Source organism: Anabaena sp. CCY 0017, assembly GCF_963920885.1.
Lineage (GTDB): Bacteria > Cyanobacteriota > Cyanobacteriia > Cyanobacteriales > Nostocaceae > Nodularia.
On the sequence record NZ_CAWUDG010000009.1, the window covers coordinates 1 to 16,460 of the forward strand.

Consider the following 16,460-nt stretch of genomic DNA (forward strand, 5'->3'; position numbering starts at 1 on the left):
GTTGGTCAACGTGGTTTGACTGGCAGTGTTGGTCCTCGTGGTTTGACTGGCAGTGTTGGTCCTCGTGGTTTGACTGGTGAAGTGGGACGTTTTGATATGGCAGAATTGGCAGGCATTCAAAGACAAATTACCCAAATAAATACAAATACAACTAATGTTAATAACAAGGTTACTAATATCAACAACCAAGTCACCAACATATCAAATACAACAGCAAATATTGCTGCTAATTTCCCACCAATAGCAGGGGCTATTACGGCGCATGATTGTGTAGTTGGACAGGATGTTTCATTACCTTATGGTGGCGTTGGATTGTATGGCATCCAATCGCAGGTTCAGCAGTTGTCAACACAGCTAGAGACCGTTTCCAAAGTCGTTTGCAGAACATACAGAATCATGGGCGGTAATGATTGGTTTAAAGGCGATGTCGTGACATACGATTTTAACCCTGAAACTTCAATTAAAAAATCAATCAAGCTTGCATACAGAGAACAATCTACCCCACTTGTTGATACTCAGCCCTTAACAATGCAGGCTACAAGCTTGCCACAAATGCTATTCGGGCTGGATGCTGCTACATGGAGGCGCTCCGGGTTGCATAAATTGCCTGTAGATGCTCCTCCTAGCACCATGCCTAAAATTACTCGGAATCCCGCAACTGGGGAAATTATTAATATTAGTGATTGGAACAAAGCTGAATATCAAAAAATCACTGATAATGTTAGCTTCCAAGCTTATCAGTATGCTCAATTTAGGTCTGTAGTAGGTGAATTCCCGTTAAATATATCTGTTGAGGTAGAGGAAGGGGGCAAGATAGTTGAGAAGAATATTCGTATTGATAATATTAGTGATGGCATAGCCGAAATAATGGGGATTTCGCTAGTAATTCAGGATGATTTACAACTCAACACTCAATTAGGAATGAAAAGCTTAATTGAAACAGCAGCAACTAAAAACGCCGCTTTAATTTCTCAGGATATTAGTTTGGCTAATGCTAAATATCTTGGGTATCAAATTAACAGAACTCCAAAGACTATTAAAACTTTATTCACCCCAGGAACGCAGAATATTAAGGAATTTATTAAGGAATCTGACCAACAAATAATTAGCTACTCTCACCGGAGTGGACACCTCGAACATAAACTAAATACCCTCTTGATTTCAGCAGGCATCACAAAAGCGGCTCTCACCAATCAATACAAGCCTGGGGATGCTGTCATGGGGGGAATTATTGCTAAAGATGCTCTGGCACGATTGAAGGCTGACGAGGATGATTGGAAGCTATTCTTAAAGCTCCTCAGAGAACCCGTAGGAGATATGAAGATTGACGGTGTACCACTCATGGAAATTGAGGACTTGACCGATAAATTAAAGCAATATCTGAGGGGATTGAAATGAAAATAAACCCAGACGGAACTATTGATTTAGAGCCGGGAAAGGATGTTTTTACTATTGGTCAGCAAGCCCAGTATAAAGGGGCTAATCGTTGGCATCGTGTCCGCAAATTCTCAAGTCAATTAGCTGATGCTGCTAGTAGTGATGGGAAGGGGTTATTTGGACGGGTACTGGGAGGTTTAAAGCGGCTTGGTGGTTTTGCATTGTCTGTAGCTAATGCCCTTGGAATTCAAATTAGCTGGTCTAGTTTATGGCAGTTTTTGCAGATGACTAGCTACACGGTTTACAACTTCGATTGGAATCAATCAGACGCGCAAATCAAGCAACAGATTGAATCTACCAACAATTTAATATCTAATATGGCTGGATACATTTTAGGAGATTCAACTATTAGAGTTGCCACAGTCGCCGTAGTTAACGGCGTGCCAATTAAATACCCAATCATTCCAGCACGGGTAGCTGTTGATATTGCAAAAGAAAGGGTGGCAGCATTACGCCAAGACGTGACCGCAGAATCCAGAACAAACATTGAGAATCAATTTAAATTCGGAATCACCCTGATAGGTCAGCTTGGGTTACAGAATCTTTTTAACCAATCAATATTAAGTTTGCGAAGTTTGAGGATGTTTGGCTTATCCCCAGTCGCACAACCGGGAGAAGCTTGGAGTTTTGCGAAAAAGGTTGATGAGAAAATTCAGTCTATCAAGCCTGAAATTTTGCGGGAGTTCGTAAAGGGATATTTGGGCGGAGTAGAAAATGCTTTCTGGGACTCAGGATATATCGTTACGATGGGATTGGATGATATTTGGCGGATGGAACAATTTAAAAATGAAATAGAATTAGGAGAGAATAAATCAGTTCGCATCAACCCTGAACCATAACTATGGCTAGTATCGTCAAATCATCACAAGATATCGTTTTTTTTGGTAGGCAAAAAGATATTAAACTGGCGATACTCCAAGCGATGGCCAATCAAAGAACAATCTGGAATAAAGATGTTGGTCAAATCATGGGTTTACCAGTTGCCGATGTCCAAAGACCCAGAAGGCAGGAAAGAATTTTAAATATTATTTTCAAATCTAAAGAGAAGCCCCCCTGGAAGGTTCGCGGCGAAAATCCTACAGCTGCTAGTTACCATATCCCAAACTGTAAAAAAGGGCTAACCTGGGAGCAAGTGAGGAGGGCTGCCGCTCCTTTTACCTGGGGGGAATATAGAGCCACTGCAACAATGTCATCAGGCAGGCAAATGGCTGTTTATGGAGCGACGAAAGAGGAAGCTGTAAAAGTCGTTCGCCTGCTAGCCACTCTATCTGTAGATAAAATTACTAAATTGCGTGTGAGTGATGATGTTCAAGTAGACCCAGATAAAATTAAACTGCCCACAAGATACTACCCATGCTACGCAACATTAATATCTGAGCCTACAGATTTAGCTGGTAAGCCCAGGCAGGGGAAAAAAGCCTATAAAAAGACTCGCAGAAGATTAGATTTGTACAGGGAACCTGACGATAAAACCCCGCTTGGATAACTTAATAAAAATTAACATTTACAACCATTTGCTGGTTTCCATTAATGCCAAAAAATAAGAACCCTATAGGGGTGCTGATTTCTCAGTATTGCTAAAGCCCCCTCCCTGGAAGCGATTACATCCACTATACAATCCTCAGTAGCCGTGCCATAGTGAGAGCATCATTTAATAATTGATTGACCGTATGGCTGCTATAACTGATTTGACCTGGGTGCAACTTCAGACCGCGCTGACTGCTATGGGGTTGGAAGATGCAATCATCGTTAGTGGTGGAAAGGTGATGATTGACGCAGGAGTAATTACTGGTGAAAGTCTTACTGCCTTGACGCAGGAAACCGTCGTTGAATTTTTGTACAAGATTAGGGATGCCGCAGGCAGGGCGCAGGTCGCTGTCAATGAGGGACAAATTGCAGGCGAACAACTTGATTCATTTCCGGCATTCAGCTATTCAGCACCAACAGAGGAGGGTGTTGTTGGTGTTACCCAAGTTTCATCCTTTAACATTCCGTTAAACCTGGATACCATCACTGGTCCTAACGTCTAGGGCTGATATTTTGAAATTTTAACTAAGACATAGGAGATTAAAAATGCCAAGACGTAGGGGGAATAAAGTACCCGCTTATGTTGAATTTTCTGGATTGAAGTATGGATTTCAAATCAATCAAGCCTTCCATAATCAATACAAAGGCGTACTGGGACAGACTACTTTTGCAGGCGCTGCGGGTGTATTTTTTGGTGCTAATAGTCCAAAGCCGAACAGGGCCACATTGGAAATAGCTGGGGGTAGTAGGGTTAGTAGTTTCTGCTCTAGCGCTAAAATTAACGACCTACAAAAAGCGAACTGGATTGTAACAGCCAGTGGTTCTGGTATTCGCGGGGTTAAGACGGCTGGCGCTACTCGGACTGTTTACGTTGATATGCCCGGTGGCTACAAGTACGCCTGGAACCTAACCGCCGCAGAAGTTAGCAAGGCTGGAGAACTGGGTATAGAACAGGCTTCTGGGTCTACAGATAATATGGTTTGGGGTTCCACACCTAAACCGCCTAGAGCATCTAAGAGAGAAGGTGGTTCGACGGTTTCGACCTTCATCAAGCCTCAAGCTTCTGTGATAGATGCTGCTGTGGATAAAGGTTGGACTGTTAGAGGTGTGAGCTATGACCTCATCCCTAACGCATAGAACCCAATACCCTGATGATGGGAGGGTAATTATCCTCCCTGGCGACCCGGACTTTGATTGGACTTTAGCTTTCCCTCCTCCAAACTGGAAGAGCGAAGCAGCCAAAGACCCAGATGGATTTGCTTTTGTGGTTGAGCCTGGCAGTGGACTGGCACGAGTCGCTACTGCCTCAGACCTGGAGGAATATCTCTATGGGGGGGAATATGATGAGCGCCTAGACGAAATTGGTGAATCCGAGGAGGAATGGGAGTGGGATGGGTAAATGTAGCAGCTATCCCAATATCTGACGACTGGCAATTTACATATTTAATTGATAGCTCCGTGGAGTGGATTCGAGTGAGGAATATCTTAAACTCCGATCCACTTTTTATTAACTACGGGTACATCGCTCAAGTTGATAATTATCAGGACTTTGCAGATTTTTCTCGCATCTACCCAGTTGAAAATAATACTGTCCTGGAAATGAAAAAGCCCCTACCCTTTTCCAGTCGCCGTTTTGGAGTCAGGAAAAGGGCAGGGGTTAAATCTCAATTCTTTTGGATAGTCGAAATTGATGTGTGGGTTTAGTTATGACAGGAGTTATTACCTATGGGTACAAAAGATGCGTTGGAAATTATAATCGCTTTTTTTACTTTCGTGGGGTTTGTGTGGCGTATTGCCAGGATGGAAGCAGCGATTTATAAAGATATAGATAGAGTTAAGGATGGCGTAGAAAAACAGCTTTACCTTATAGATAAGCGGCTTGACCTACACATACAAGATTCTATTGCTAGTCGAGATAGTTTTACCTATCGCCTGGATGGGCAAGGGTCTAGGTTAGGGGGTGAAATTGAAAATTTAAAAAAGCGGGCATCAGGAATCATAGTTTTCGAGCGGCTCGAAAGCAAACTTGATGAATTCCTGGAAAAACATAAATGAGCAGTAAATGAGTAGAGCGATCGCACTGGGAAAACCTTAAAAATTAGGGGTGAAACCAGTGCTTTTGAGTAGTAAATGAGTAGTATTAGTTTATCTAAGCCATGAAACCTTTGCTCTACAAGGAAATAGGCTAGTTCTCTGAGAAAATAAACCTCCGCGCCCCTCTGCGTTTAAACCCATTGCAAACTATTCTATAAATAGAGATTTCATACAAGAAACTCATGGATGCCAAAGAATTAATCCGACTTTATAACTCAGGACAGAGGTATTTTCCCGCCGCAAACCTCGTTCGAGTCAAGCTAATTGCTGCCTACTTACCTGGAATTAACTTGTGGGGAGCAGATTTGAGTGGAGCTAACCTAGCTAAAGCCAAGCTTTGGGGAGCAGATTTAAGTCATGCTAATTTAGCCAATGCCAACTTAACTAGAGCTAACTTGTCTGGCGTTAAACTGAACGAGGCCAATCTCCGAGGAGCGAAACTCAACTTAGCCAAGTTTTACGGTGCTGACTTTACTGGGGCTTACTATGATGAAAGCACCCGTTTTTCTAGAGGTTTCTACCCCGAAAGCAGAAATATGCAGAAATTTTAACTGCATTCTGAATTACGAATTACAAATTACGAATTACAACTCCTCTGCTTCAGGAAGGGGGAAGATTTCACCAGCTAAGTAAGACTGAAAGTGTTTTTGGAAGTACAGCCAAGATGTCATGTCTTCACCATCTACAAAAGCTTTTGGCGCTTGCTTGTACAGGGGAACACGAGTATTAATTTCATCTTGAAGCAACTGGGGTAATTCTGTCAAACCATTGACTTTACTTCCTGAAGCACTGTAAATCAGATAACCAGAGCTATCGCCCATTTTCATCCAGGGCAACCATTGACCAATTCTATCCCAACTGAGTCTAAGTTGAGACACCGAATCTAGTTCTAAGTTAGATAAATCTACTGTTGGTACAGCTAATTTGAATAATTCCGTGGCTTGATAAATTGGATATGGGCTATATGCGGCAAACTTGGGGTCTTCTGCCAGTAAATTAGGATATGTGGGAAAAATATCAAAAACAAAAGTTGTCGTATCTCCTTCGACTTGGGCAGGAAATTTGCCTTGAAACTGCCCCTGCACCGGATTATTAGCAACGTGGATGACAGTTACTGTTTCACCTGTCCAGGGGTTTTCCCAGTGCCGTAGGATCTCGTCTGTTTGGGGATTAAGGTAGTAAGTCAGTTCTCTAGAAGTAAAATCCCAGCTATCTTCTGCTGTGGGAATGCATCTACTGACGCTGACTCCTGACATTTTAAAGAGCAGTTTTCTTTTCTCACCAGGGATAAAACTATAAATTTTACCTGTCCAGGTGAGGAATGTAGATTTATTATGGTTAAGGGAAGAACGAGTCTTCACCCATTGCTGGGCATCTAATTCTTGAACTTGGGCAACCATCTCCTGTCTCCTTTTGAACTGAATTAGAGAAAGTGTTGTCTAAAATAGTTCAAAAATAGGACATTGGACATTGGGCATTGGGAATAAATTACCTCATTACCAGGAGCATCTGGGGTAACTAAACAGACTCTGATAACTGTCTATCAAGATGGCGAAACAAAAATATCCATAGTGGTAGGGAACTGTTAATAGCAAGGAGTCGTACTAAATGACCAGCTGTGACAATTTCTACATTATGATTTAATGCCAGCGATACTAAAATCATTTCTGGCGCGCCTCCTGGTGCTGTAACTAATAGACAAGTTAACCAGTCCCAAGAGGTTAATTGCATGGCCAGCATAGCAGCGATCGCACCCGCAATCAGAGTCATGGCTACAGACATAAAAGCATAACCTACAGCCCTTTTGTCAATGTTGGGTTTATCTCCCCAATACTCCCCAATGGTAATTCCCAGTAGCAGTTGACCTAATAATTTGATGAACACTGGCGGGCTAAAATCCACATCACCGAAAACAGGTAGCAAGTGTAGCAAAGAATTAAAGGCTAGACCAACTACTAATGCCCCAAAAAACTCGGCAGCTGGCATTTTGCATAATCCAGCTAGAGAAACTACTAATGTGGTAATTACTAATGCTAAAAAGAGTAATCCGAGTTGAGATGGATCAAAACTCAGTAATTTAACTGTGACAGGTAAGGTTTGGGGGCTGAGAACATGATCAACTGATGTGCGCGCAATTAACGGAATCAGTAATACTACAGTGGTAACGCGAATTGCCTGAACTAAAGCTACAAGAGTGACATTTCTATTGTAATCGGCGGCAATAGATGACATAACTCCCACGCCACCCGGAACTGTCGCCAACATTGATGTTAATAAATTGGTTTGACTCAAGCGTGAGTATAAGTAGCCAATGCAGCCACCACACAGCAGTAAAAATAAAGTGAGAAAAATAAATATAGGAACACCAGAAGCCAGACTGGTTAAATCGCTATTGCTACTTGATGCACCGACACTCAAGCCGACAAGTGCCATTCCCACCTTCCTCGCCCGGCGATTAGGTTTGGGATAATACTGGTAGAAAATCCGACATCCTTGTAAAACTATTGCACCAGAGGCAATTCCACCAAATATCCAAGCAATTCCGCCTACGTGTAAATTGACTAAGACTAAACCCAAAGGTATTGCCAGCAGCAGTTCTAGGCTGAGGGTAATTACTAGCTTTACATATAATTTTTGTCGGGTAACATTTTGTTTTTCATGAGTCGGTAACTCTTGGGTGGGAGTAAAACTGAGGTTTTGATTCATCGAAAAGGGCTGTTTAAATTAATTCAATATGCACTCAAACTAGCGTAATTGCCTAGAACTCACATCTGCTTGCCCGTGCTTCCACCCCCTAACTGTGGCACAATAAGGAATTGTAATAAGAAAAATATTGTTAAGGTAATTTAGTGACTCCAACTGCTCAATCCACGGCAAGTGCGCGTCGCGTGGTATTCCCATTTACGGCAATTGTGGGCCAGGAAGAAATGAAACTGGCGCTGCTGTTGAACGTGATTGATCCCAAAATCGGTGGTGTAATGATTATGGGCGATCGCGGTACCGGCAAATCCACGACTATCAGGGCGCTGGCTGATTTATTGCCTGAAATCCCCGTGGTTGCCAATGACCCCTTCAACAGTGACCCCAACGACCCCGACGTGATGAGTGATGAAGTTCGCCAAATGGTAGAACAAGGGGCGGAAATTCCCATAGCTCACAAAAAAGTTCAAATGGTAGACTTGCCATTGGGGGCTACAGAAGACCGAGTTTGTGGCACTATCGACATTGAGAAAGCTTTATCTGAGGGTGTGAAAGCTTTTGAGCCGGGATTGCTGGCTAAGGCTAACCGTGGCATTCTTTATGTGGATGAAGTGAATTTGCTAGACGACCACCTAGTAGACGTGCTACTGGACTCCGCAGCCAGTGGTTGGAATACTGTAGAACGGGAAGGTATTTCTATTCGTCACCCAGCCCGCTTTGTGCTTGTAGGTTCTGGGAACCCTGAAGAAGGTGAACTGCGTCCCCAACTGCTAGACCGTTTTGGGATGCACGCAGAAATTCATACTGTCAAAGAACCAGTTTTGCGGGTACAGATTGTAGAACAGAGGGCGGAATTTGATCAGAATCCTCCTGTATTTCTAGAAAAATGCCAAGCGGAACAAGAAGCATTACAACAAAAAATTGTCAATGCTCAGAATTTGTTACCATCGGTGACACTTGACTACGACCAACGAGTAAAAATTTCCGAAATTTGTTCAGAACTAGATGTAGATGGTTTGCGTGGTGATATTGTTAGCAACCGCGCCGCCAAAGCATTAACCGCATTTGAAGGTCGAACTGAAGTCACTGTTGATGATATCAAGCGTGTAATTACTCTATGTCTGCGTCACAGACTGCGGAAAGACCCCTTAGAGTCAATTGATACTGGCTACAAGGTACAAAAAGCGTTTGCACGGGTTTTTGGTTTGGAACCACCTGAAGATGATGCTGCACAAAAAAATGGTGTAGGTCAAAAAATAGGGGCGAGAAATTAAAAGCTTTTCAGTGTTGAGTTTTCATAACTCAGCACTTTCTTTCTTGTACAGACGCGATGAATCGCGTCTCCATTCAGCACTAAATTATGAGATTGTGGAACTCTTGCTTAAACAACTTTATTTTAGCTAGCCAATACAACCCACCAGGGTTTGTAGAGTTCTTGATGCTCATGCTAGCGATCGCCATGTTAATCGTAGCGATAATTTTACCAGATATACCTTATTTAGTATTGGGTTTGAGCTTAGTAGTGGGGGCTTCTATTTCTATCTTAGTACGGGAAGCGATCGCGCCCTCACCCCAAGTAAGATTAACCCAATTCACCGCATTATTATTGCTTTTGATTAGTATCTACGGCTTTGCTGATTTGCTGTAATAGAACCTCACCCCAACCCTCTCCTTACTAAGGAGAGGGAGCAAGAATCTTGTTTCCCCTGTTCCCCTGCTCCCTGCTCCCTTGCTTCTTCATCCCCACCCTTGCATCTCTACCAGTTCCATACATAAATCATTAATTTGCTCCAAATCAGGTCGAGCGGGTAAACGTGATTTATCGTAAACAATTTCCATTTGGCTAACCAAATCCTCTGCCATTTTCATCACTTGTTCATAAGAGTAATCACCTCTTAAAATAGCTTTCAAATCTTCCACATCACCAGCTATTCTTCTATCTACAATTATTTCCCCTCGCTGTAGTATTTCTAACCCACTGCGTAATAATCTAATGCAGTGCATTCCATGCTTGAGGTCAAAACCAGACTTTCTTTCCATTTCCGCCCTAGCAGGATTTCTGTTTTCCTGCCAAGATATGTAAGCTTTCCATTCTCTTAAAGCTATTTGATAATTTTGGCTTTTTTGCAGTAAACGAATAAAATCTTTGCGGCTATTGGTTAATTTTTGGGTATATTCCAAAGTTTCATCAGGTAAAGTATATTGTTTCAATACTCCTTTAAAATCAATATCTGCCGTCAGCAACTTATATAATTCTTCAGCTTCTTCTAAAAACTCAATTCTGCCTCTAATTAAATGATAAAGATACTCTAGAAAAGCGTTTAGCTCATCTTTAATAAGTGGGGTTTCGTCTTCTATGCCAAAATTAGATGGGAGTGGTTTCTTTTGTGGTGGATTTAATAACCATTTACGATGAGTTTCCATCTTTTTGATTTGAGCAAAAGCATAACCAGAATAAGTATGTTTAACTTTTTTGGTTAAAAAGATTCTTTTGTGCTTAATTAACTGTTGTCCCACAGATGTTAAAACAGGATAATTTTGCAACCACAGCAATTCTAAAATATTAGGATTTGCCCCTGCTAATAACTGAATTATCTTTTTTAACTCATAAATAACTGTGTCTTCATTACCGTCAATAAAGGGAAATATCCCAGGTTCATCCCAACCAGTATCTTTTTGTTCTATGCGGTCAAATCCCAAGTAATATCTTTTGGGTGCAATAAATATCCCCCGAAAATCAAAGTCTGATTCAGGACGATTTAACCCATAGCCGTGGCTACCAGATAGACCGATTAAGATTGTTCTTTGTTCAACTTCTATTCTTTTCATATTTATTGGTTAAATATAGCTATTTTATCTAATTCAAAGCAAACCGCCAACTAAGGGTATTCACGGTTAACAAAGAAGGAATAGATAAAAAATTTACGTTATCTTTACATTTCCGCAGTCATGCTTCATGGGAAAAATTTCGTATTTGTACAATTGACGTAATAATTAAAGCTCAAATATCTTAGTACAAAGTAATACATTCTTTGTAGCTGAATATAGCGAGGTTATTCATGGCCAAGGGAGATCACATCTACCGCAGTATGAAGATTAGCGGAAGGATGACCACTCATCATGGGATTGATTGTGGAGACGGTACGGTTATTCACTATCATGGTACAATTACAGACCAAAAAATTATTCGCCTTGTCAGTAGATATGTGTTTGCTGACGGAGAAACAATTTTTACTGAAAAGTACGGTAAATGTGATTCCCCAGAAGTTGTAGTGCAAAGAGCAATCAGCAAGTTGGGTGAACAAAAATATAACCTTTTGTTTAATAACTGTGAGCATTTTGCACACTACTGCAAAACAGGTCGTTCCGACAGTAAACAAGTCAACAAATTTGTAGCACCTATCGGAGGAGTTGGTGGAGGAAGTCTTATTGCTGCTGCTGTTGCTGCTCCTGCTGTGTTAGGCATAGCAGCTGCAATAGGGATATATCACTTATCTAAAAATGATTAAAAAGCAGTGAAAAAGGTGGGTTACGGCGCAACTTTAAACTCCCCTCTCCTTGATAAGGAGAGGGGTTGGGGGTGAGGTGCGATTTTATTAAATCCACATCATTAGATTGACTTAAACGCAGTTCATAAACTATAGTAGTAGATTGTCTGTCTCATTCCTGCTCGGATCAGGTGGACATATAAAAAAGCTAGCAACAGCGATCGCTCAAAACCAGAAAAATCGCCTTTAAAGCCAGCTACCTGTACGGCAACCTTAAGGACCATTCCATGACCTACGCAATTATTGAAACTGGCGGTAAGCAACTAAAAGTTGAGCCAGGTCGCTTTTACGATATTGAACTGCTCCATATCGAAGCGGATGAAAAAGTTACAATAGATTCAGTATTACTAGTACAGCACGGCGGCGAAGTCACCATTGGACAACCGTTAGTAGCAGGGGCGACTGTAGAAGGGACAGTGGTGCGGAACTTTAGAGGCCGCAAAGTCCTGGTATATAAAATGAAGCCTAAAAAGAAAACCCGCAAAAAACGGGGACATCGCCAGGAAATCACGAGACTGATGATTGATTCCATCAACTTTAATGGTGAAGTCTTTGGTCCCGAAAACGGTGTAGCTGTTGAACTTCCTGTTCTCGAAGAATCCCCGGCGGAAGCTGTTGCTGAATAATAAATACAAAAAACACAAGAGGTAATTATGGCTCACAAGAAAGGAACAGGTAGTACTCGTAACGGACGCGACTCTAATGCTCAACGCCTGGGTGTAAAGCGCTTTGGTGGTCAAAATGTGATTGCGGGAAATATTCTCGTGCGTCAACGTGGTACCAAGGTTCACCCCGGTAACAACGTCGGTATTGGCAGCGATGACACTTTGTTTGCTTTAGTTGACGGTGTAGTAACCTTTGAAAGAAAAGGCAAATCCCGTAAAAAAGTTAGCGTTTATCCAGTCGCTGCGCCAGTGGAAGCAGCAGCTGTTTAGATTTGGTTGGGTGGGTACTCCCCACCCTTTACGGCTGGGAAAATCCCAGATGTAGGACTTTACCCAAGGCTAAACCTGCTAATGAAAATATCAATGTAATTAAAAAAGCTTGTCCTTGCTTATAACCGGCACTTTGACAGTCTATCCTGGCTAAGATACCAGCAGAAATAATCAGCAAGGTATCGAGAAATATTCGGAACCACGCCAGCATTAAAAAAAACAAGAATGCGCCAAAAGAGGCAACAGCAAAAGACCTGATATTTGATTGCAGTAATAAATTAGTGTATTTTGATATGGCCGAGCCAGGAATAGTCAAGCTACCCACTAAAAGAAAAACTACAAGTATAAAACTTATCCAGATATATAAAGGGGCTTGAGTCTCGGATAATGCCCAACCCAATGTACCGTAGCTAAACAGTACCAGCACTAAGGAAATCCAAGGAAATGTTTTCACAATTGACATGGGGTGTAACCTTAGTGGCTCAATCTGTGATTTAACAAGTATTGGGGTGATAAAAGCCTTGGTTTTACTTTAATTATTATCGCTCCTAGAATATATTTTTGGATGCTAAACACCTGTGAACCTATAGGTGATATCACAAAGGCTAACTAGAAAAAGCTGTATTTAGTGGGATGAATCTTGGCTGCAATGACTTAGACTATAGGTTTATCATCCTATTTTTTGTAGATGAAATCAATAGGCTGTTATGCTCTTGCCAAGAAAACTAAACCACTTGCACCAGAATAATGGCATAAACTAGTTAAATATTTGCGTAAACATTTGTAAACTATTAACAGCCGAGTTGCCACACGTCACATTTTGTTAAGGACTTATTTATGAAACAACTTGTAATTGCGGAGCGCGTATGCCTAATTGGTCATATCGTGTCAATGGTGTTTGGATTGGTAGGCATACTACTAGTTGTACCTAATGCCGAAGTCATCTTCCATTTATCTGAATTTGGACAAACCGCCATGCAGTGGAGTATGGCAGGCGGTGGTGTGGTCTATATGATCTTGGGAACGGCCGCTGTATTCTTATATGGTTTGCGGACTTTGGGTTTGGGTAGAATATTGGCATTTATGCTACCCGCAATATTTATTTCTTTAGGCAGTGAACTACTAGGAACCAGTACAGGCTTTCCTTTCGGTAACTACAGCTATCTCAGTGGCTTGGGCTATAAAATCGCTGGTTTAGTACCGTTCACAATTCCCCTGTCATGGTTTTATGTCGGATGCGCTTCTTACCTACTGGCGCGGGCTGGTTTAGAAGTGGATACAAAACCTAGCTTATGGCGACATATCTGTGCTATCGGTTTGGGTTCTTTGCTATTGACTTCTTGGGATTTTGTGCTAGACCCAGCAATGAGCCAAACTTCTCTGCCTTTCTGGTATTGGCAACAACCAGGGCCTTTCTTTGGAATGCCTTATCAAAACTTTGTGGGCTGGCTGGGTACTGGTGCTGTGTTTATGACTGTGGCCGCTGTGCTATGGAATAACAACCCGATTAAATTTGAGCGATCGCAACTCAATGTACCCTTAGTAGTATATTTGGCTAACTTTGGCTTTGCTACAGTCATGAGTTTAGCGGCTGGTTTCACCATTCCTGTAGTCTTAGGCTTTGCGTTAGGTGTCGGTCCCTCTCTAGCACTGTGGTTAAAAGGATCAGCCATATCTGCTCAAGCTGATGCGGAATCAACAACCAACGCAGTTTCAGTGGCAAATATTAAAGTTGCTTTGAAATAAAATTAGGGGACAGGAAGACAAGCAATACCGCAACAGCAAAGGCGGTTAGGACATGACAAAATCCCAAAACCAATTCACAGTAGGGGCGGGTTTACTAATATCCTCGTTGATATTAAATGATATCTATGTAGCTTGCGTGGCGTAGCCATACCCGCCCCTACTCTTGACTTTTGACTTTTGCCATACCCCATGTCCCCTACCCAATTCTTTGTAATCACCATTCCCATTGCAAAATATTTTTACTGTGGAAAACGCTTTAACAGTAGAAAGCGTCATAACTTTTCTATTGCTACTTATCCAAATACCAGCAACAGCCATTCTGCTTTCACGTCTGGTCAAGGGGCCAAGACGACATCCGCCCCTTGAAGCCCAACAGCCAACACCTGAGCTTTTGGGTACTGTCAGCGTTGTTGTTCCCACGCTAAACGAGGCGCTTCGCATTAGTCCTCTGTTATCAGGCTTGAGTCGGCAAAGTTACGAAGTGCGGGAAATTATCGTAGTAGATAGTAATTCCCAGGATGGTACGCCGGATTTAGTCAAAACTGCACAGCAGCAAGACCCCCGTTTTCGCTTAATGACTGATGACCCCTTACCTGCTAATTGGGTGGGTCGTCCTTGGGCATTACATAATGGCTTTTTGCATAGTTCGGAAGCTAGTGAGTGGTTTCTAGGGATGGATGCTGATACCCAACCAGATCCCGGTCTAGTTGCTAGTTTGGTGCAGACCGCAGCAGCCCAAGAATATGATTTGGTTTCCCTTTCACCGCAATTTATCCTTCAGTATCCTGGTGAATGCTTGCTGCAACCAGCATTATTAATGACTTTGCTCTACCGATTTGACCCGGCTGGAATTACCACGGAACAGCCAGAACGGGTGATGGCAAATGGGCAATGCTTTTTGTGTCGCCGTTCGGTTTTAGCAGCAGTGGGTGGTTATAACAGTGCGAAGAGTTCTTTTTGTGATGATGTCACATTAGCGCGACATATTGCGGCTCAAGGCTTTAAGGTGGGCTTCTTCGATGGCGCAAAGGTGCTGAAGGTGCGGATGTATGAGGGTGCGGTAGAGACTTGGAAGGAATGGGGGCGCAGTCTGGATTTGAAGGACGCATCTCCATCTGCTCAAATTTGGGGGGATTTATGGTTACTTTCAGCAGTTCAGGGTTTACCTCTGTTGGTTGTGCTGAGTTGCTTTTGGCTTTCCTCCCATCCTCTGTTGTTGGGTTTAAATGTATTTCTCTTGGCGATTCGTTTTGCTATGCTATTGGCGATCGCACCTTCTTATGATCGGAAAGATGCTCAAGGTGGCTGGTTATTTTGGCTTTCTCCTTTAGCTGACCCCATCGCTGTACTGCGAATCTTTATCTCAGCACTGCACACTCCCAAGGAATGGCGAGGAAGGACGTATAATTGATTGCTTGATCTGGAAGATGGAAGACGCGATTTATCGCGTCTCTACAAGGAAAAATTACGAATTACGAATTACGAATTACGAATTACGAATTACGAATCGTCTTCGGTTTCTAGGCCATTGCCTCCGGTACTGCGCGAAGCGCAATCGCCTCTTTCTAGTTCCCAGAGAATTTGATTTCCTTCCCGTCTTACCCGTGATACGATCCAGTTCCGCCAGCGCCATTCGTCTCCCCTACTAGTGACAGCGCTGGCGTGGACATCCATCAAGTCTGCTAGTTCCGAACTACTAATTAAATAGCCTTTTTCCGAAATTTCATCAGCTATCCGCAGAGTTTCCAGCAAGTTTTTGAGTTGCTTTACCCTGGTTGTAGATAGTTTTTCTTCATTTACGGCCGCAACTTGTGCGGTGGATGGTTCCATAGTGTTTATATCTGATATAAAAGTACTGTCATCTTGTGTACTTTTGTTAATTACTTTAGAATTAGATGCATAATCTGCTACCTTTTCTACATTATCTTCACTTACAGAATGTAAAGATTTGTAGGAATCAGTAGCGGATAATTCTTGTAGAGAAGGGATTTGACCGCTAGCATAGGAGCGAGCGATCGCATCACAACGCTCGTTACCTATGTTACCAGAATGTCCCCTGACGTGTTGCCAATTTACTTGGGGAGTATTGAGTTGATCCAGAAGTTCTAAAAGGTCTTGGTTCTGGACAGGTTTACCATCTGCCTTTTTCCAGCCTCTTTTTTTCCATCCTGGCAACCACTTTGTCACGCAGTTTATCAGGTATTCGCTATCGGTGTAGAGGGTTATAGGTTCAACTTGTCCAGATGCATGGAAGAAATTTAAAGCTGCGATCGCCGCTTGCATTTCCATCTTATTATTAGTCGTATAGCTGGCAGCATCACCCATTTCGTGAACTTTGCCATCGTTGAAATAAGCGACCACACCCCAACCCCCAGGGCCAGGGTTCCCAGTACAAGCGCCATCGGTGTAGATGTTTTGAATTTTGCGTTGATTAGACATAGTGAAGATATCGCACTGCATTGGTAAGCAGGGA

At 42.4% G+C, this 16,460-nt stretch carries 22 protein-coding genes; 16 read left to right on the forward strand and 6 right to left on the reverse strand.

The genetic code is table 11. From position 1 onward, the window contains the following. The 9 genes from ACM0OW_RS12870 to ACM0OW_RS12910 form a co-directional block, all read left to right on the forward strand. Positions 1–1,398 (forward strand): collagen-like protein (locus ACM0OW_RS12870; RefSeq protein WP_414550500.1); only part of this gene is annotated, 1,398 nt, incomplete at its 5' end. After that, entirely contained in the window at positions 1,395–2,276 is an 882-nt protein-coding gene (locus ACM0OW_RS12875; protein WP_414550501.1) for a hypothetical protein, read from the forward strand. The genes ACM0OW_RS12870 and ACM0OW_RS12875, both read left to right, overlap by 4 nt. A 2-nt stretch (positions 2,277–2,278) precedes the next feature. Continuing rightward, on the forward strand, positions 2,279–2,923 hold the full coding sequence (locus tag ACM0OW_RS12880; protein ID WP_414550502.1) for a hypothetical protein: 645 nt from the start codon (positions 2,279–2,281) through the stop codon (positions 2,921–2,923). 211 nt (positions 2,924–3,134) lie between these two features. Further along, positions 3,135–3,467, forward strand: coding sequence for a hypothetical protein (locus tag ACM0OW_RS12885; protein WP_414550503.1), 333 nt, complete (start codon positions 3,135–3,137; stop codon positions 3,465–3,467). Between the two features lie 43 nt (positions 3,468–3,510). Next, positions 3,511–4,101: a hypothetical protein gene (locus ACM0OW_RS12890; protein ID WP_414550504.1), complete on the forward strand. Its 591-nt coding sequence runs from the start codon at positions 3,511–3,513 to the stop codon at positions 4,099–4,101. Next, positions 4,079–4,363 carry a hypothetical protein gene (locus tag ACM0OW_RS12895; protein ID WP_414550505.1) on the forward strand — a complete coding sequence of 95 codons (285 nt, stop codon included), beginning with the start codon at positions 4,079–4,081 and terminating at the stop codon, positions 4,361–4,363. The genes ACM0OW_RS12890 and ACM0OW_RS12895 overlap by 23 nt, the downstream gene beginning before the upstream one ends. Continuing rightward, entirely contained in the window at positions 4,351–4,668 is a 318-nt protein-coding gene (locus ACM0OW_RS12900) for a hypothetical protein (protein ID WP_414550506.1), read from the forward strand. The genes ACM0OW_RS12895 and ACM0OW_RS12900 overlap by 13 nt, the downstream gene beginning before the upstream one ends. A gap of 21 nt (positions 4,669–4,689) precedes the next feature. After that, on the forward strand, positions 4,690–5,019 hold the full coding sequence (locus tag ACM0OW_RS12905; protein WP_414550507.1) for a hypothetical protein: 330 nt from the start codon (positions 4,690–4,692) through the stop codon (positions 5,017–5,019). Positions 5,020–5,240: 221 nt separating this feature from the next. Next, positions 5,241–5,609: a pentapeptide repeat-containing protein gene (locus tag ACM0OW_RS12910; protein ID WP_414550508.1), complete on the forward strand. Its 369-nt coding sequence runs from the start codon at positions 5,241–5,243 to the stop codon at positions 5,607–5,609. 33 nt (positions 5,610–5,642) lie between these two features. On the opposite strand, the gene ACM0OW_RS12915 is transcribed toward ACM0OW_RS12910, so the two are convergent. Both ACM0OW_RS12915 and ACM0OW_RS12920 read right to left on the reverse strand, forming a co-directional pair. After that, positions 5,643–6,458 (reverse strand): DUF1838 domain-containing protein, encoded by an 816-nt coding sequence (locus ACM0OW_RS12915; RefSeq protein ID WP_414550509.1) that lies wholly within the window; start codon positions 6,456–6,458, stop codon positions 5,643–5,645. Between the two features lie 118 nt (positions 6,459–6,576). Further along, on the reverse strand, positions 6,577–7,764 hold the full coding sequence (locus ACM0OW_RS12920) for an AbrB family transcriptional regulator (protein WP_414550510.1): 1,188 nt from the start codon (positions 7,762–7,764) through the stop codon (positions 6,577–6,579). A gap of 143 nt (positions 7,765–7,907) precedes the next feature. On the opposite strand from ACM0OW_RS12920, the gene bchI reads away from it, so the two are divergent. Together bchI and ACM0OW_RS12930 are read left to right on the forward strand one after the other, a co-directional pair. Continuing rightward, positions 7,908–9,032, forward strand: a complete 1,125-nt coding sequence (gene bchI, locus ACM0OW_RS12925; RefSeq protein WP_414550511.1) for a magnesium chelatase ATPase subunit I — start codon at positions 7,908–7,910, stop codon at positions 9,030–9,032. A gap of 86 nt (positions 9,033–9,118) precedes the next feature. Beyond that, the gene (locus ACM0OW_RS12930) at positions 9,119–9,406 is read left to right on the forward strand and encodes a hypothetical protein (protein WP_414550512.1); all 288 of its coding nucleotides are present in this window, start codon (positions 9,119–9,121) and stop codon (positions 9,404–9,406) included. Between the two features lie 89 nt (positions 9,407–9,495). Here the strand turns inward: ACM0OW_RS12930 and ACM0OW_RS12935 are convergent, their stop codons facing one another. Further along, positions 9,496–10,587 (reverse strand): DNA polymerase beta superfamily protein, encoded by a 1,092-nt coding sequence (locus tag ACM0OW_RS12935; RefSeq protein WP_414550513.1) that lies wholly within the window; start codon positions 10,585–10,587, stop codon positions 9,496–9,498. Positions 10,588–10,817: 230 nt separating this feature from the next. On the opposite strand from ACM0OW_RS12935, the gene ACM0OW_RS12940 reads away from it, so the two are divergent. Continuing rightward, a complete protein-coding gene (locus tag ACM0OW_RS12940) occupies positions 10,818–11,267 on the forward strand; it encodes a lecithin retinol acyltransferase family protein (protein ID WP_414550514.1) in 450 nt (149 codons plus the stop codon). Positions 11,268–11,389: 122 nt separating this feature from the next. Here the strand turns inward: ACM0OW_RS12940 and ACM0OW_RS12945 are convergent, their stop codons facing one another. Further along, positions 11,390–11,530 carry a hypothetical protein gene (locus ACM0OW_RS12945; RefSeq protein ID WP_414550515.1) on the reverse strand — a complete coding sequence of 47 codons (141 nt, stop codon included), beginning with the start codon at positions 11,528–11,530 and terminating at the stop codon, positions 11,390–11,392. 3 nt (positions 11,531–11,533) lie between these two features. Between ACM0OW_RS12945 and rplU the strand changes: the two genes are divergently transcribed. Continuing rightward, positions 11,534–11,932, forward strand: coding sequence for a 50S ribosomal protein L21 (gene rplU, locus ACM0OW_RS12950; protein WP_414550516.1), 399 nt, complete (start codon positions 11,534–11,536; stop codon positions 11,930–11,932). Positions 11,933–11,959: 27 nt separating this feature from the next. Next, complete coding sequence (rpmA, locus tag ACM0OW_RS12955; protein ID WP_414550517.1) at positions 11,960–12,241, forward strand: 50S ribosomal protein L27; 282 nt, start codon at positions 11,960–11,962, stop codon at positions 12,239–12,241. A 28-nt stretch (positions 12,242–12,269) separates the two neighbouring features. Here the strand turns inward: rpmA and ACM0OW_RS12960 are convergent, their stop codons facing one another. Continuing rightward, the gene (locus ACM0OW_RS12960) at positions 12,270–12,704 is read right to left on the reverse strand and encodes a hypothetical protein (protein ID WP_414550518.1); all 435 of its coding nucleotides are present in this window, start codon (positions 12,702–12,704) and stop codon (positions 12,270–12,272) included. A 374-nt stretch (positions 12,705–13,078) separates the two neighbouring features. On the opposite strand from ACM0OW_RS12960, the gene cruF reads away from it, so the two are divergent. Both cruF and cruG read left to right on the forward strand, forming a co-directional pair. After that, positions 13,079–13,987, forward strand: a complete 909-nt coding sequence (gene cruF, locus ACM0OW_RS12965) for a gamma-carotene 1'-hydroxylase CruF (protein WP_414550519.1) — start codon at positions 13,079–13,081, stop codon at positions 13,985–13,987. A 244-nt stretch (positions 13,988–14,231) separates the two neighbouring features. Beyond that, positions 14,232–15,398: a 2'-O-glycosyltransferase CruG gene (gene cruG, locus ACM0OW_RS12970; protein ID WP_414550648.1), complete on the forward strand. Its 1,167-nt coding sequence runs from the start codon at positions 14,232–14,234 to the stop codon at positions 15,396–15,398. An 89-nt stretch (positions 15,399–15,487) separates the two neighbouring features. Here the strand turns inward: cruG and rnhA are convergent, their stop codons facing one another. Continuing rightward, positions 15,488–16,426, reverse strand: a complete 939-nt coding sequence (gene rnhA, locus ACM0OW_RS12975) for a ribonuclease HI (protein ID WP_414550520.1) — start codon at positions 16,424–16,426, stop codon at positions 15,488–15,490. Positions 16,427–16,460: the final 34 nt, after the last annotated feature.

What these genes read in the sequence shown, in the direction of transcription:
- ACM0OW_RS12880 (WP_414550502.1), top strand. Translation starts at nt 2,279, where the DNA reads ATGGCTAGTATCGTCAAATCATCACAAGATATCGTTTTTTTTGGTAGG.
- ACM0OW_RS12945 (WP_414550515.1), bottom strand. Translation starts at nt 11,530, where the DNA reads ATGGTCCTTAAGGTTGCCGTACAGGTAGCTGGCTTTAAAGGCGATTTT.
- ACM0OW_RS12940 (WP_414550514.1), top strand. Translation starts at nt 10,818, where the DNA reads ATGGCCAAGGGAGATCACATCTACCGCAGTATGAAGATTAGCGGAAGG.
- cruF (WP_414550519.1), top strand. Translation starts at nt 13,079, where the DNA reads ATGAAACAACTTGTAATTGCGGAGCGCGTATGCCTAATTGGTCATATC.
- ACM0OW_RS12875 (WP_414550501.1), top strand. Translation starts at nt 1,395, where the DNA reads ATGAAAATAAACCCAGACGGAACTATTGATTTAGAGCCGGGAAAGGAT.
- rnhA (WP_414550520.1), bottom strand. Translation starts at nt 16,426, where the DNA reads ATGTCTAATCAACGCAAAATTCAAAACATCTACACCGATGGCGCTTGT.
- ACM0OW_RS12960 (WP_414550518.1), bottom strand. Translation starts at nt 12,704, where the DNA reads ATGTCAATTGTGAAAACATTTCCTTGGATTTCCTTAGTGCTGGTACTG.
- ACM0OW_RS12895 (WP_414550505.1), top strand. Translation starts at nt 4,079, where the DNA reads ATGACCTCATCCCTAACGCATAGAACCCAATACCCTGATGATGGGAGG.
- ACM0OW_RS12905 (WP_414550507.1), top strand. Translation starts at nt 4,690, where the DNA reads ATGGGTACAAAAGATGCGTTGGAAATTATAATCGCTTTTTTTACTTTC.
- rpmA (WP_414550517.1), top strand. Translation starts at nt 11,960, where the DNA reads ATGGCTCACAAGAAAGGAACAGGTAGTACTCGTAACGGACGCGACTCT.
- ACM0OW_RS12915 (WP_414550509.1), bottom strand. Translation starts at nt 6,458, where the DNA reads ATGGTTGCCCAAGTTCAAGAATTAGATGCCCAGCAATGGGTGAAGACT.
- ACM0OW_RS12935 (WP_414550513.1), bottom strand. Translation starts at nt 10,587, where the DNA reads ATGAAAAGAATAGAAGTTGAACAAAGAACAATCTTAATCGGTCTATCT.
- ACM0OW_RS12890 (WP_414550504.1), top strand. Translation starts at nt 3,511, where the DNA reads ATGCCAAGACGTAGGGGGAATAAAGTACCCGCTTATGTTGAATTTTCT.
- ACM0OW_RS12910 (WP_414550508.1), top strand. Translation starts at nt 5,241, where the DNA reads ATGGATGCCAAAGAATTAATCCGACTTTATAACTCAGGACAGAGGTAT.
- ACM0OW_RS12930 (WP_414550512.1), top strand. Translation starts at nt 9,119, where the DNA reads ATGAGATTGTGGAACTCTTGCTTAAACAACTTTATTTTAGCTAGCCAA.
- rplU (WP_414550516.1), top strand. Translation starts at nt 11,534, where the DNA reads ATGACCTACGCAATTATTGAAACTGGCGGTAAGCAACTAAAAGTTGAG.
- ACM0OW_RS12920 (WP_414550510.1), bottom strand. Translation starts at nt 7,764, where the DNA reads ATGAATCAAAACCTCAGTTTTACTCCCACCCAAGAGTTACCGACTCAT.